This window comes from Pseudomonas sp. P9_35 (genome assembly GCF_034008205.1).
GTDB classification, from domain to species: Bacteria; Pseudomonadota; Gammaproteobacteria; order Pseudomonadales; family Pseudomonadaceae; genus Aquipseudomonas; species Aquipseudomonas kilonensis.
On record NZ_CP125373.1, the window covers coordinates 6,241,328 to 6,254,556 of the forward strand.

The window sequence follows — 13,229 nt, forward strand, 5'->3', positions numbered from 1 at the left end:
CTGACGACCTTGGGGCTGCTGCGCAGCCCAGCGGGAGCAAGCTCCCTCGCCACAGGGTTCCTTGGTATCAATGTGGGACAGGACTTACTGAATGTCTTCAGGTTTGACGATCACCCAGTTCTTGTCCGCTGTCACCGGCAGTCCTTCCTTGGCCTGGGCGGCAGCGTGCTTGGCCATCATGTTGTTAATCTGAGTCATGTATTTGTCCTTGCGGTTGACCCACAGGTGGATGCCGCCCTTGGCTACGTCCACATCGTGGAACAGCATGTAGCCATCGCTGCTGGGTGTGTCGCCGCCCACCAGTACCGGTTTTTTCCATTCGTCGATGTACGTCAGGATCGCCGCGTGCTTGCCGGCCATCCAGGTCGCCGGGGTCCACAGGTAAGGCGTGTACTCCAGGTCGAGGTTGGCCTTCTCGTCATATTTGCCTGCGGTGATCTGCTTGCGCGCGGTGGTCAGCTCGCCGGTCTTGCGGTCCTTGAGCAGCGTGGTCACGCCGATCACGTTCTGCGGCTTGAGGTTGTAGCCGTACTTCGGATCGGAGGCGACCATGCGCACCAGTTCTTCGGAAGCGGCGGTCATGACATAGACCTCGATGCCGTTTTCCATCAGCTTGTTGTACAGCTCAGCCTGGCCGGTGAAGACTTTCGGCGGGTTGACGTTGTACTGGACCACCTTGTCGCCGTCGTAATAGGTGGTCGGCACTGGCTTGCCGGACGCCATCAGCTCGTCGACATAGCCCTTGAGCTCCTTGAGGGTAAAGCCGGAGAACACCTGGGCCACCCACGGATAGCAGACCATGTCATCCACTTCGCACAGGCGGTAGTAGTAGCTGAACAGGCTTTCCTTGTGGTCGGCGGTGTCCTTGAACGGCATCAGCTTCAAGGATGGGTCCAGGGTTTCCCGGGTGATGAGGCCCTTGTTCTCCATGAACGGCAGCAACGACTCTTCCAGATCGTAGCGGTAACTGGTGTTGTCCATGTCGAACACCGCGTAGTTACCCTTGTTGGCGTTGGCCGCGATCATCGTCTCCAGGGCCTTGGCTTGTTCCGCCGGCCAGTGTTTGAGATCGGTGGCGAGTGCCTGGCCGGCGAGACCAAGGCTCAAGGCGACAGCGAGAAAACGAGGTGCGAGTTTCATCGGCATTTCTCCCGGGTTCAAAAGAACTCGACGCTAACAAATGCTTGTGACAGTCCTCGCCTACCCGCGACCGCTTGCGTCTTGATTGCGCCAGCGACATATCCGTAAACGTCGTTGCCTTATTCCATAAACGACAATCTACATGCGTTTTTAGTATTAATTCATTATTTATCAGGCTGTTAGGCTTCCCGGCTTACAGTCGCGGCTTCGGGCGACTGGCACGTCTTATCGGAGACTCTTTTGATGAATCTGCCGCTGATCCTCAATCTTCTGGTGTTCCTCGCCTTGCTGTTCGGCCTGGCACAAACCCGTCACCGCACCTGGAGCCTGGCCAAGAAAGTGCTGTTGGCACTGCTGCTGGGCGTGGTGTTCGGTCTCGCCCTGCACACGATTTATGGCGCCGGCAACCCGGTGCTCAAGGCCTCGATCGGCTGGTTCGACCTGGTGGGCAACGGCTACGTGCAGTTACTGCAAATGATCGTGATCCCGCTGGTCTTCGCCTCGATCCTCAGCGCCGTGGCCCGCCTGCATAACGCCTCGTCCCTGGGCAAGATCAGCTTCCTGACCATCGGCACGCTACTGTTCACCACCGCCATCGCCGCACTGATCGGCATTGGCCTGACCAACCTGTTCGGCCTCACCGCCGAAGGCCTGGTGGCCGGCACCCAGGAACTGGCGCGCCTGCAAGTGATCCAGAGCGACTACGCCGGCAAGGTCGCCGACCTGAACATCCCGCAATTACTGCTTTCGTTCATCCCACAGAACCCCTTTGCCGACCTGGCCCGGGCCAAGCCGACCTCGATCATCAGCGTGGTGATTTTCGCCGCGTTCCTCGGAGTCGCGGCGTTGCAATTGCTCAAGGACGACGTGGAGAAAGGCCAGAAAGTGATCAACGCCATCGACACCCTGCAAAGCTGGGTGACGCGCCTGGTGCGCCTGGTGATGAAGCTGACGCCGTACGGTGTACTGGCGCTGATGACCAAGGTGGTGGCCGGTTCCAACCTGCAGGACATCATCAAGCTCGGCAGTTTTGTCGTGGTGTCGTACCTGGGGCTGGGCCTGATGTTCGTGGTCCATGGCCTGCTGGTGTCCGCTGCCGGGATCAACCCGTTGCGCTTTTTCCGCAAGATCTGGCCGGTGCTGACCTTCGCCTTTACCAGCCGCTCCAGCGCGGCCACCATCCCGTTGAGCATTGAAGCCCAGACCAGCCGCCTCGGCATCCCGCGGGCGATTGCCAGCTTCAGCGCCTCGTTCGGCGCCACCATCGGCCAGAACGGTTGTGCCGGCCTTTATCCGGCCATGCTGGCGGTGATGGTCGCGCCGACTGTGGGCATCAACCCGCTGGATCCGGTGTGGATCGCGACGCTGGTGGCGATCGTCACGTTGAGTTCGGCCGGGGTGGCCGGGGTTGGTGGCGGCGCGACGTTCGCCGCGCTGATCGTACTGCCGGCCATGGGCTTGCCGGTCTCGCTGGTCGCCTTGCTGATTTCCGTCGAACCGCTGATCGACATGGGCCGTACGGCGTTGAACGTCAGCGGCTCGATCACCGCCGGGGCGATTACCAGCCAGGTGATGCAGCAGACTGACAAGGCGTTGCTCGATGCGCAGGAGCATGGGAGCTGGTGCACGCTTGATGGGGAGTGCCTGCTGAATCGCTATCGCGAGCAAGCTCGCTCCCACAGTTAACCGAGTTCTATCAGGAAAAATCGGTCGACTGTGGGAGCGAGCTTGCTCGCGATGCTTTTAGCGCTTCTCCCACACCTCAAAACTGTAGGCCGGCTTGTCCCCTTCAGCCGGGTTCGGCTGGTTCGAAACCAGCGTCCACTGGCTCGAATCGAACTCAGGAAACCACGCGTCACCCTCAGGGCTCAGCGCCACGCGGGTCAGGTACAGCCGATCCGCCTGCCCCAGGGCCTGGGCGTACAGTTGGGCGCCGCCGATCAACATCAACTCGTCGACGCCCTGCTCCAGTGCCCACGCCTCGGCCCGCGCCACCGCAGCCTCCAGGGTGGAGAACACTTGCGCGCCCTCCAGCACCAGGCCCGGCTGGCGGCTGACCACAATGTTCAGGCGTCCCGGCAACGGTCGACCGAGGGAATCCCAGGTCTTGCGCCCCATGATGATCGGCTTGCCTAGGGTGGTGGCCTTGAAGTATTTGAAATCCCCCGGCAGGTGCCAGGGCATGCTGTTGTCGACGCCGATCACACGGTTTTCACCGAGGGCTGCGATCAGGCTTAAAGGGAGAGTTTTGTTCATGGCCGCGAGGATACCAGAGGCTCGGCGTACCCCGACAGGCATCACAGCGGTTATGCTCAACCCTCATTCGAGCAACGGAAGCACCCGTGACAGCACTGCAGAACCTCTGGTTGACCGAGACGATACGCCTGCGTGAAGAACACGCTGGCCCGCTCGAGGACCAGGAAGCCAATCGCCTGGCCCGTGCGGCCGGCGGCGACTTAGCCACGCGCATCCACCACCGTGCCCGCTGGCTGGCTGAGCGCGATGGCCTCACCGAGGCCCTGCGCCATTGGCTGCAAGGGGCGCGCCTGGCGCTGATCGCATTGGCGCTGCTCGCCGTCATCAGCGGCGCCGGCCTGGGCTTTGCCGCACTCGGCGACGGGCAGGCAGCGGTCAATGTGTTCTGGGCCTTGGGCAGTCTGTTGGGACTGAACCTGATCCTGCTCAGCGGCTGGGCCCTGGGCCTGATATTCGCAGGCGAGCAAGGTGCCACGCTGGGACGCCTGTGGCTGTGGCTCAGCGAAAAACTCGCCCGCGACGCCAAGGCCGCCCAACTGGCACCGGCCCTGCTGCTGTTGCTGCAACGGCACAAACTCAATCGCTGGGCCCTCGGCGTGCTGGTCAATGGCCTGTGGCTGCTGGCGATGCTCAGCGCGCTGGTCATCGTCCTGCTGCTGATGGCGACCCGGCGCTATGGCTTCATCTGGGAAACCACCATCCTCGGCGGCGAGACCTTCGTCGCCATGACCCAGGCCCTGGGCGCACTGCCCGCCCTGCTGGGTTTCCGCGTGCCGACGGTGGAAATGATCCGCGCCAGTGGCGATGCCGCCCTGAACATCGAAAGTGCCCGCCAGGCCTGGGCTGCCTGGCTGGTCGGTGTGCTGCTGGTCTATGGCCTGTTGCCGCGCTTGTGCCTGGCACTGTTGTGCCTGTGGCGCTGGCGGCGCGGCCGCACCACGCTGCGCCTGGACTTGAACCTGCCGGGCTACGCCCAATTGCGCGAACGGCTGATGCCCAGCAGCGAGCGACTGGGCGTTAACGACGCCGCCCCCGCGCAACTGCATCCCATCGAAAGTACTGTCAGTGCCATGGACAGCGACGGCGCGTTGCTGGTGGCAATCGAGTTGGACGATCGACCCTGGCCGCCCAAGCTGCCCGAAACCGTGAAAAGCGCCGGCATTCTCGACAGCCGCGAGTCGCGCCACAAACTCCTCGAACAGCTGTCGCGCTTTCCGCCGGCACGCCTGGCCATTGCGTGCGACCCACGCCGTTCACCGGACCGCGGCAGCCTGGCGCTGATCGCCGAGCTGGCCCGCAGCGCCAGCGCCACCCGCGTCTGGCTGTTGCAGGCGCCGCCCGGCGAAGCGCTGGACGCCGAGCGCCTGGGCGACTGGCACACCGCACTGCAACAGTTGCAGTTGCCCTTCGCCGACTGCATGCCCTTGAACTGGCTGGAGACCGGCCATGACTGAACCCATGAAGCCGCTGAAGCTGGCGGTCGTCGGCCACACCAATGTGGGCAAGACCTCGCTGCTGCGTACCTTGACCCGCGATGTCGGCTTCGGCGAAGTGTCCCATCGCCCGAGCACCACCCGGCATGTCGAGGGCGCGCGCCTGTCGGTGGACGGCGAAGCGCTGCTGGAACTGTACGACACGCCGGGCCTGGAAGACGCCATCGCCTTGCTCGATTACCTCGAGCGCCTGGAGCGTCCTGGCGAACGCCTGGACGGCCCGGCGCGCCTGGCCCGTTTCCTTGAGGGCAGCGAGGCGCGGCAACGCTTCGAACAAGAAGCCAAAGTGCTGCGGCAACTACTCGCCAGCGACGCCGGGCTTTATGTGATCGACGCCCGGGAGCCGGTGCTGGCCAAGTACCGCGATGAATTGGAAGTCCTCGCCAGTTGTGGCAAGCCGCTGCTGCCGGTGTTGAATTTCGTCAGCAGCGCCCACCATCGCGAGCCCGACTGGCGCGAAGCCCTGGCACGATTGGGGCTGCACGCCCTGGTACGTTTTGACAGCGTCGCCCCGCCCGAGGACGGCGAGCGACGCCTGTATGAGAGCCTCGCGCTGTTGCTGGAAAGCGCCCGTGGGCAACTGGAACGCCTGGTCGCCGATCAACAGGTCCAACGCCTGGCCCGCCAGCAGAGCGCGGCGCGCTTGATCGCCGAACTGCTGATCGACTGCGCCGCCTGCCGACGCAGCGTCGCCAGCGACGCCGAGCTGGAACGCGAAGCCATCAGCGAACTGCGCAGCGCAGTGCGTCAGCGTGAGCAGCGCTGCGTCGAGGCCCTGCTCAAGCTTTACGCTTTTCGTCCCCAGGACGCCGCCGCCAGCGATCTGCCGCTGCTCGACGGGCGCTGGGGCGATGACCTGTTCAACCCCGAGACCCTCAAGCAACTGGGCGTACGCGTCGGTGGCGGAATCGCGGCGGGCGCAGCGGCCGGGGCCGGCGTCGATTTGCTAGTGGGCGGCCTGACCCTTGGCGCCGCCGCCCTGGCCGGGGCCATTGTCGGCGGCACCCTGCAAACCGCCCGCAGCTATGGCAACCGGCTGATGGGCAAGCTCAAGGGGCAACGGGAATTGACGGTGGACGACAGCGTGCTGCGCCTGTTGGCCCTGCGCCAACGCCAACTGCTGCAAGCCCTCAACCAGCGCGGCCATGCGGCAATGGACAGCATCCGCATCGCCACGCCCCAGGACAAGACCTGGCGCGAGGGCAAGCTGCCCGAAGCCTTGAACAAGGCGCGGGCGCATCCACAATGGTCATCCCTGAATACTCAACCGCGACTGAGCCAGGCAGAACGCCAGGAGCTGATTGAGCAGTTGGCTGAGCAGCTCTGAACGACACAAAACCCTGCGCCCACGTACACAAAACCCCTGTGGCGAGGGAGCTTGCTCCCGCTGGGTTGTAGGAGCTGGCGAAGCCTGCGATCTTTTGATCTTTCGCTTGAGACTCAAGTGGCTGGGGAAAGATCGCAGCCTCGTTGCACTCGACAGCTCCTACGGCCCAGCGGGAGCAAGCTCCCTCGCCACAAAAGCAATCCATCAATCGCTGTTCAAGGCCTTGAGGGCCGTCGCCGCTTCAGCCAACTCCAACTCACTGAACACCTTCACGCCATGCCGCTTGAGCAACGCCGCCGTCACGCCTTCGCCGCTGACCTTCACACCGCTGAACGTTCCGTCATAGGTCAACAGGTTGCCGCACGACGGGCTATTGGCCTTGAGCACGGCGATGCGGATGTCGTGTTCACGTACCCGCTCCAGCGCTTGATACGCGCCTGACAGGAACTGCGCACTCACATTTTCGCCGTCGGTGGTGATGACCCGTGCCTGGCCGTCGAGCACTTGCCCGCCCTGTCCGCCAGGAATCTCCGCCGCCGCCCGAGGCGTAGGCAAGCCGCCGGCGACTTCCGGGCACAGCGGCACGATCCGGCCTTCGTCGTGCCACTGCTGAAGTTGATCAAACGGCCCGCTGGCACCGCCGTCGTAACGCACGCGATGCCCGAGCAGGCAGCGACTGACCAGGATCTTTTCCATCGTCAGAACAACTCGTTGCCGCGACGGCGGAACCAACCGGTCAAGGACAGGCGATCGCGCGTGGCCGGCAGTACTTCATGGGGAATGTCCCCCGACAGGAACACCACCAGGCAACCGCCGATGGGCACCACGTCCTGCTCCAGGCTTTCGTCCAGGTACATGCGCAACTGGCCGCCGTGTTCCGGCAACCAGTCGTCATTGAGGTAGAGCACCGCCGACACCATGCGGCGGTCGTCATCGCGAAAGCGGTCGACGTGCTTGAGGTAGAACGCGCCGGGTGGATAGAGGGCAAAGTGGCTTTCGAAGTCTTCCAGGCCCAGGAACAACCCGCGATTCATCGCCTCGCGCAGGCTGTCCATCAGCGCCAGGTAATGGTCGCAGGCTTGCGCCTGGCCGGGTTCGATCCACTGGATGTGATCACCCCGGATCCCTTCGCGGATCTCCGAGAACGGCCCGCGCCCGACCGCTGCCGGGGCCAGTTCGCCCTCGGCGGCCCGCTGGCGGCATTCGGCCGCCAGGGCGCGGGTCAGCGCATCTGGCAGGAAGAGGTTCTGCTGCGACCAGCCGCGCTCGGCCAGATCGTCGACGATACGTAACAGCAGCGGGTGATCAGAAGGTATTTGCATGGCGCGCATAGTATGCCTGTGCCTGCAAAACCGACAGCGCCACGCAGCGGGTTCGCAGTGTCAGTTCGCTGCGTCAAATTGCACCGCCGTACGAACTTGATACGAATTCTCGACAAGACCCCACACCCCACGGAGAATAGTCGGCTGCTGACAGGAGTCCCTATGCGCCGTTTGCTTTTCTCACTGTTGATGTTCTGCGTTTTGCCCGCCTGGGCAGACAGCTACGACCAGTTGTACAAGGTCGCCGGCTGGCCGGAACAGCGGGCGCATTTCAATGACGCCTTGAGCGCCGCCCAGCAGCGCTATCAGAGCAGCCTGCCGCCGGCGGTGTTCCAGGCCCTGGTGAACAACAGCAATCAACGTTTCGCCCCCCAGGCCATGGACCAGCGGGCCGAGGCGCAAATGCGCAGGAATTTGCGTGACCCCAGCCCGGCCCTGAGCTTTTTCCAGTCGCCCCTGGGCCGCAAGGTCGTCGCGGCCGAATTACTCGCGACCCGGCGTGATCAATTGGCGAAAAACGCCAAGGGCCTGCCGAAGATGCCTGCCAGCGACAACCGCCTGTTGATCATCGGCCACCTGGCCCAGGCCCTGCCCGCCCGCGAGGCCGGCGCCGAAGTCAGCCTGGCGATCGCCGGCGTGGCGGCCGACAGCCTGAGTTCGATGATCCCGGGGCTGCTGGGCGGCGGCCAGGCCCAGGGCATGCTCAACGGCCAGCGCCAGCGGTTAATGGAGCAGATCGGCACGGACCTGAACAACACGCTGCTGTACGTCTACCGTGACCTGACGGATACCGAGCTGGAAGAGTTCGCCACCTTCGCCGAATCGACCGAGGGCCAGGCTTATTATCAAGCGGCCCTGGCGGCGATTCGGGCGGGGTTGGCGGTGGGGCAGAATCTCGGGCAGTAGTTCAGCGCCGCTATCGCGAGCAAGCTCGCTCCCACATTGGATCTCGCTGCTCAATACCCTGTGGGAGCGAGCTTGCTCGCGATAGCAATAGCCCGGTCACCGCCGGACCCGGCTCATCCGCTTGGTCAAGAACCCAAACATCTCCTGCCGCAACGCCAGCGCCTCATTCGCCAAATGATGGCGTCCCTCGGGCAACATCAACACCTGCGGCCGATCGAACTTGCTGCGCAGCACTTGCAGGTTGTGCGCCCAATCCACCGTCATGTCCGCCTGCCCCTGCACGATCAATGGCTGGCGCGGGCTGCTCGGGGCGGCTTCGATACGCTTGATCCATTGCCCCAATGCGCCCACCCAGGCGGTGGGCAGGCGCAGTGGTTGCAGCGGGTCGGCTTGCAGGAACGGCAGGAAGTCCGGGTCGGTAGAGTTCTCGCTGAAACGCCGGGCAATCCCCCTCACGAAGGGCTTGAGCAGGTAATAGCTCAGGCGCGACCAGCCCCAGGCCCGTGGCCGCACCAAGGGCGACAGCAGGATGACCTGGCCCTGGGCCGGGCTCTGCGCGCCCTGGTTGAGCACGTGATCGACGACGATTGCCCCGCCGGTGCTTTGCCCGCACAGATGCCAGGGTTGCGGCAGGTCCAGCGTCCCGGCCTCGGCCAACAGGCCCTGCAAGGTGGCCTGGTACTCGGCAAAATCCTCGATGCTGGCGCGCTCGCCACTGGACAGGCCGTGGCCCGGCAGGTCACAGGCGATCACCACGAACTTCTGCTCCAGAGCCCACTCGATCAAGTGGCGATACAGCCCCATGTGATCGTAGTAACCGTGGAACACAAACAAGGTCGCCACGGCTTTTTCCGGCCACCAGACCTGGCTGACCAGCTCATACCCACCCACCTCGAAACGCCCCAATCCCTTGCGCACGCTGCGCTGGGGAAAGTCCAGGCCATAGAACCGCTGGTAGGCCTGGGCTTGCTCGGACAGGGCTTGCCACTGGGCCAGCGGTTGCAGGCTGGCACGCAGGAGATCGGGGTCGAAAGTGGCAGGCATCAAGATTTCCAGGCATAGGCGCATCGCGCGAAACAGACTTTATAGGCTGCGATATTCATCTGTCGCGGCAGGCATGGCAAGCTACGCGGCTTCAGAGGATCGACTCCATGCGCCCGTCCCACCGCACGACCCTGCTCGCCAGCCTGCTCGCCCTCGGATGCGCCGTCGTTTTGTGGATGGCCTACGACTGGTTCCAGGGCCGTTTCCTGCGGGCTTTCAGCCAACACACCGCGGTGTTTTCCGGCGACCCGCTGCGCCTGCCTGCCGAGCTGGCCGGCCCCGGCGCCATTCGCCTGGTGCATTTCTGGGATCCGGCGTGCCCGTGCAACGTCGGCAACCAGCAACACCTTGCCGAGCTGGTCGATAAATATGTACCGCAAGGCGTCGAGTTTTATGCGGTACAAAAAGCCGGCAGCCAAGGTCAGCTGCCGGCCACGTTGAGCCACTTGAAAAGCCTCCCGGCGCTCCCCGGTTCAAGCCAAATTCCTGCAAGCCCGGCCGTAGCGATCTGGGATCGCAGCGGCAAACTCGCGTACTTCGGCCCCTACAGCGAAGGCCTGACCTGCAACTCGAGCAACAGCTTCATCGAGCCGATTCTCGAGGCGTTGAGTGTCGGCCGGGAAGTTACTGCGACTCACACGTTGGCTGTCGGCTGTTATTGCCCATGGTCGGTTTCAAACTGACGAATTAACTACAACGCGTATTGCCCACCGCCTCTAGGCTGATGCCACTAAGTTATGCCTGGTGTTTGTTTTTTAGAGCTCTTGCTCAAAGTAAGGGCCTGGGCTGAACCGTTTGTCGGATCCAATTTTTGCAAACGGCGCCATTACCGATCCTTTTCGGCCTGTGCCCCATGCCAGACGGCTTGTGCAGGGCATTTGAGCCCGGCTGACCGTTTAGCTGAATCGATTAACAGCGACCGTGCCAGCATGAACTTTTTTTTAATCTCTTCTCTAAACCTCGTGACCAGCAAAATGTTCATTACCCATGCAGTCGCACGGCGGCGCTAACTCGAGGAAGTTTCACACGCCTTTTCATCGTTCAACTTGTCGACCCTTCTAACCAAACAAGAAATGGAATCGTCAGTGATGCAAAAGCTGCTATGCGCTGCACTTTCCAATCCCTATAAAGAAGATGCCCTCAACCTTGAGGCGTTCGTCCAAAGCGTCGCTCCGCTCATGATCGACGTGTTGCTGCGCGGCGAGACGGGTACCGGTAAAGACACGCTGGCAGAAAAGATCCATCGCATGTCCGGCTGCTCCGGCAAGTTCGTTGCCATCAACTGCGCCGCCATTCCCGAAACCCTCGCCGAGAGCCAGCTTTTCGGGGCCAACACCGGCGCGTTTACCGGGGCCAGCCAAAATCGCGCGGGGTTCGTCGAAGCTGCACATAACGGCACGCTGTACCTGGACGAAATCGACAGCATGCCGTTGGGCCTGCAAGCCAAGCTGCTGCGAGTCCTGGAATCCAGGACGGTCCAGCGTCTGGGCTCGACCCAGAGCATCCCGGTGAACATGCGAGTGATCGCCTCCGCCCAGTGCCCGCTGGGAGAAATGGTCGAACGTGGCGAGTTTCGCAGGGATCTTTATTTTCGCCTGAACATCATCAGCCTCAAGCTGCCTCCACTGCGCAGCCGCAAGGAGCGCATCGTGCCGCTGTTCCAGTCGCTGGTGCGCCGGGAGGCCCAGGCACTCGACCGGCCCTACGTCGCGCCGTCGCCAGCGCTGTTGCGCCAACTGCTCGGCTACGCCTGGCCTGGCAACATCCGCGAGCTGCAGTCCGCCGCCAAGCGATACGTACTCGGCTTGCCGGCACTGCCCCGCGCCGAGCAACTGGAACACAACAGCTCGACGCTCAAGTTGAAAGAGCACCTGCAGCAGTTCGAAAAAATCCTCATCGAGGACTGCATGCGCCGCCACCATCACTGCATCGACAAGGTCATCGCCGAACTGGGTATCGCCCGACGCACGCTGTATTACCGGATGAAGTGCCTGCAAATATCGACGAGTTGAGTGGGATCGGTGGAACCGTTTACACAACGGTCGCCACTTAACCATCGAGACGTTCACGTTCGTCTCGCCATTCCACAACCCGGAGATACGACTATGAGTTTTGGTGGAGCTTCTCTCGCCGCTTCCACGGCTGCCATGCAGCAGATGGACGCGACCTCGGCTGCGATGACAACCATGAAATCCCAATTCGACCAGAAAAAACTGGTCGCCGACACCATGAACGCAATCGCGGCAGGGTCGATGGACACGGCAACCAAAGCCATCACCGCCATGGGGGAGGCCTCGAAAAATATACGATTCTGACCCTCTCGCTTCAGCCCCGCTCCGGCGGGGTAACTTCAAGCGCGATGCGAGGAGGCCCCTATGCACATCGACTTGCCAGACAGCCTTCGTGCCCAGAGAGACCTGCCCCATGACGAGCCAACGCGGCGCCCCGCCCCGACCCCGCCGACCCCGCCGGGCCTGGCAAACGTGGTCGCCGAGCATCTGGCACTGCACGGGGCCGGCGACCGGTTAAGGGAATCGCTCATCCAGTGGGGCAACGAAAAGGGTTCGGCGGGCGGACAGTCTCGGTCTGGCTGGCCCAGCCCCCAGGACAGATTGGCCGCAGAGACCGAAGACCCTTTGCGCCTGGTACTGGAAGACATCCTGGAGGAGATCAACGGTGGTACCGGCTCCAATCTCGAGGTCGACATCGATGACGCCTATTCCAATGAAGACCTGTTCAGCGATCTGGCACAGATGTTCGCCCATCGCCGGCAGCCCATCGGTGACAACGATGTCGACAGCCAAAGTGATTTCGGCAATGCCAACAACCCCTTCTGTGGCGCGCTGTTCGGCGCCTGGGAGATGGAGGGCGACCACGCCACGCGGCGCAGTCGTCATGACGCGAGCCTGTCGCTGCTGCTCAAGATCATCGCGGTCCTGGGCCGCAGGAAACTGCTGACGCTGCTGGACATCGACGAAGGTGACGGCCAGGCGCGGTATGAACCAGACGACCAGGACCTGTTGTTCGAGATCGCCGCCTTCATGGACCAGCACCCGGCGCGCTATCCCCCACCGGCGACCCCCGACGCAGAACGCTGGACATGGACCGAACGCATTGCCCGCGGCACAGCGCTGGATGCTCGCGAAACCCGATTGTTCCAGCTTGCCCTGGAAGAGCTGGACTTCGCCCTCGCCCGCCTGGCCGGCCAGCAGCCCCCGCTGCGCCAGCGTGCCCGGCGCAACCGGGAGGAAATCGAGTTTCACCTGAGCGTTACCGGTAGCGCTCGCAACGTCTTGAGGCTGATGTACGCCTGAAGGCACCCGACCTTTGAGTTTTCAAACCGACCTTTGAAACAGGAGACATTCCGTGGACATACAAGCCATCGATCCCAGCAACCTCGCCTCCACTTCCGCCAAAACGAGCGCCAAGCCACAAGCGAGCGCCGAGACCAGCGATGTCAGTTGGTTCAACGCACAAATGCGCGAAAAAGCCCCCGCCCCGGACAGTGAAAACAATGTCGCGGCAAGGATCATCGATTCGTTGTCGAGCCGCTCCGGCGAATTGCAGCGGCTGGACGATCGCGCCAACCGGGACATGCTCAAGGCCATCCGCACCGCCGACCCGAAAGACATGCTGCAGTCGAACCGGTCGTTGTCATCCTTCCATCTGGAAAGCCTGATGACCGCGAAAATCGTCAGTAAGGGCTCCCAGGCCATCGAGAAGCTCACCAATCTTCAGTAA

At 62.8% G+C, this 13,229-nt stretch carries 14 protein-coding genes; 9 read left to right on the plus strand and 5 right to left on the minus strand.

Annotation, left to right across the window (positions count from 1 at the left end; genetic code table 11):
- Positions 1-84 precede the first annotated feature (84 nt).
- Positions 85-1,140, minus strand: a complete 1,056-nt coding sequence (locus tag QMK47_RS27840; protein ID WP_320389587.1) for a haloacid dehalogenase-like hydrolase — start codon at positions 1,138-1,140, stop codon at positions 85-87.
- 243 nt (positions 1,141-1,383) lie between these two features.
- Here QMK47_RS27840 and QMK47_RS27845 point away from each other — a divergent pair, with 243 nt between their 5' ends.
- On the plus strand, positions 1,384-2,826 hold the full coding sequence (locus QMK47_RS27845; protein WP_320389588.1) for an L-cystine transporter: 1,443 nt from the start codon (positions 1,384-1,386) through the stop codon (positions 2,824-2,826).
- 57 nt (positions 2,827-2,883) lie between these two features.
- Here the strand turns inward: QMK47_RS27845 and QMK47_RS27850 are convergent, their stop codons facing one another.
- A complete protein-coding gene (locus tag QMK47_RS27850; RefSeq protein ID WP_320389589.1) occupies positions 2,884-3,396 on the minus strand; it encodes a dihydrofolate reductase in 513 nt (170 codons plus the stop codon).
- Between the two features lie 86 nt (positions 3,397-3,482).
- Here QMK47_RS27850 and QMK47_RS27855 point away from each other — a divergent pair, with 86 nt between their 5' ends.
- Entirely contained in the window at positions 3,483-4,850 is a 1,368-nt protein-coding gene (locus QMK47_RS27855; protein WP_253470201.1) for a DUF2868 domain-containing protein, read from the plus strand.
- The gene (locus QMK47_RS27860; protein ID WP_258689641.1) at positions 4,843-6,216 is read left to right on the plus strand and encodes a GTPase/DUF3482 domain-containing protein; all 1,374 of its coding nucleotides are present in this window, start codon (positions 4,843-4,845) and stop codon (positions 6,214-6,216) included. Before QMK47_RS27855 ends, QMK47_RS27860 begins: the two co-directional genes overlap by 8 nt.
- Positions 6,217-6,420: 204 nt before the next feature.
- Here QMK47_RS27860 and QMK47_RS27865 read toward each other — a convergent pair whose 3' ends face one another.
- Entirely contained in the window at positions 6,421-6,912 is a 492-nt protein-coding gene (locus QMK47_RS27865) for a DUF523 domain-containing protein (protein WP_253470205.1), read from the minus strand.
- 2 nt (positions 6,913-6,914) lie between these two features.
- A complete protein-coding gene (locus QMK47_RS27870) occupies positions 6,915-7,547 on the minus strand; it encodes a 2OG-Fe(II) oxygenase (RefSeq protein WP_320389590.1) in 633 nt (210 codons plus the stop codon).
- A 153-nt stretch (positions 7,548-7,700) separates the two neighbouring features.
- Here QMK47_RS27870 and QMK47_RS27875 point away from each other — a divergent pair, with 153 nt between their 5' ends.
- A complete protein-coding gene (locus QMK47_RS27875; protein ID WP_253470209.1) occupies positions 7,701-8,444 on the plus strand; it encodes a hypothetical protein in 744 nt (247 codons plus the stop codon).
- A 96-nt stretch (positions 8,445-8,540) separates the two neighbouring features.
- On the opposite strand, the gene QMK47_RS27880 is transcribed toward QMK47_RS27875, so the two are convergent.
- Positions 8,541-9,488, minus strand: coding sequence for an alpha/beta hydrolase (locus QMK47_RS27880; RefSeq protein WP_253470211.1), 948 nt, complete (start codon positions 9,486-9,488; stop codon positions 8,541-8,543).
- 107 nt (positions 9,489-9,595) lie between these two features.
- Here QMK47_RS27880 and QMK47_RS27885 point away from each other — a divergent pair, with 107 nt between their 5' ends.
- From QMK47_RS27885 to sctI, 5 genes are all read left to right on the plus strand, one after another.
- Positions 9,596-10,171 (plus strand): DUF6436 domain-containing protein, encoded by a 576-nt coding sequence (locus QMK47_RS27885; protein WP_214510007.1) that lies wholly within the window; start codon positions 9,596-9,598, stop codon positions 10,169-10,171.
- Positions 10,172-10,576: 405 nt separating this feature from the next.
- On the plus strand, positions 10,577-11,500 hold the full coding sequence (locus tag QMK47_RS27890; protein ID WP_214510008.1) for a sigma 54-interacting transcriptional regulator: 924 nt from the start codon (positions 10,577-10,579) through the stop codon (positions 11,498-11,500).
- Between the two features lie 93 nt (positions 11,501-11,593).
- Positions 11,594-11,803, plus strand: a complete 210-nt coding sequence (locus tag QMK47_RS27895) for a hypothetical protein (protein ID WP_003206573.1) — start codon at positions 11,594-11,596, stop codon at positions 11,801-11,803.
- A 60-nt stretch (positions 11,804-11,863) separates the two neighbouring features.
- Entirely contained in the window at positions 11,864-12,802 is a 939-nt protein-coding gene (locus QMK47_RS27900; protein WP_320389591.1) for a type III secretion protein, read from the plus strand.
- Positions 12,803-12,854: 52 nt separating this feature from the next.
- Positions 12,855-13,229 carry a type III secretion system inner rod subunit SctI gene (gene sctI, locus QMK47_RS27905; protein WP_258689645.1) on the plus strand — a complete coding sequence of 125 codons (375 nt, stop codon included), beginning with the start codon at positions 12,855-12,857 and terminating at the stop codon, positions 13,227-13,229.

Coding starts and splice junctions, on each gene's coding strand:
- QMK47_RS27895 (WP_003206573.1), top strand. CDS start 11,594: ATGAGTTTTGGTGGAGCTTCTCTCGCCGCTTCCACGGCTGCCATGCAG.
- QMK47_RS27880 (WP_253470211.1), bottom strand. CDS start 9,488: ATGCCTGCCACTTTCGACCCCGATCTCCTGCGTGCCAGCCTGCAACCG.
- QMK47_RS27870 (WP_320389590.1), bottom strand. CDS start 7,547: ATGCGCGCCATGCAAATACCTTCTGATCACCCGCTGCTGTTACGTATC.
- QMK47_RS27865 (WP_253470205.1), bottom strand. CDS start 6,912: ATGGAAAAGATCCTGGTCAGTCGCTGCCTGCTCGGGCATCGCGTGCGT.
- QMK47_RS27860 (WP_258689641.1), top strand. CDS start 4,843: ATGACTGAACCCATGAAGCCGCTGAAGCTGGCGGTCGTCGGCCACACC.
- QMK47_RS27890 (WP_214510008.1), top strand. CDS start 10,577: ATGCAAAAGCTGCTATGCGCTGCACTTTCCAATCCCTATAAAGAAGAT.
- QMK47_RS27885 (WP_214510007.1), top strand. CDS start 9,596: ATGCGCCCGTCCCACCGCACGACCCTGCTCGCCAGCCTGCTCGCCCTC.
- QMK47_RS27845 (WP_320389588.1), top strand. CDS start 1,384: ATGAATCTGCCGCTGATCCTCAATCTTCTGGTGTTCCTCGCCTTGCTG.
- QMK47_RS27840 (WP_320389587.1), bottom strand. CDS start 1,140: ATGAAACTCGCACCTCGTTTTCTCGCTGTCGCCTTGAGCCTTGGTCTC.
- QMK47_RS27900 (WP_320389591.1), top strand. CDS start 11,864: ATGCACATCGACTTGCCAGACAGCCTTCGTGCCCAGAGAGACCTGCCC.
- QMK47_RS27875 (WP_253470209.1), top strand. CDS start 7,701: ATGCGCCGTTTGCTTTTCTCACTGTTGATGTTCTGCGTTTTGCCCGCC.
- QMK47_RS27850 (WP_320389589.1), bottom strand. CDS start 3,396: ATGAACAAAACTCTCCCTTTAAGCCTGATCGCAGCCCTCGGTGAAAAC.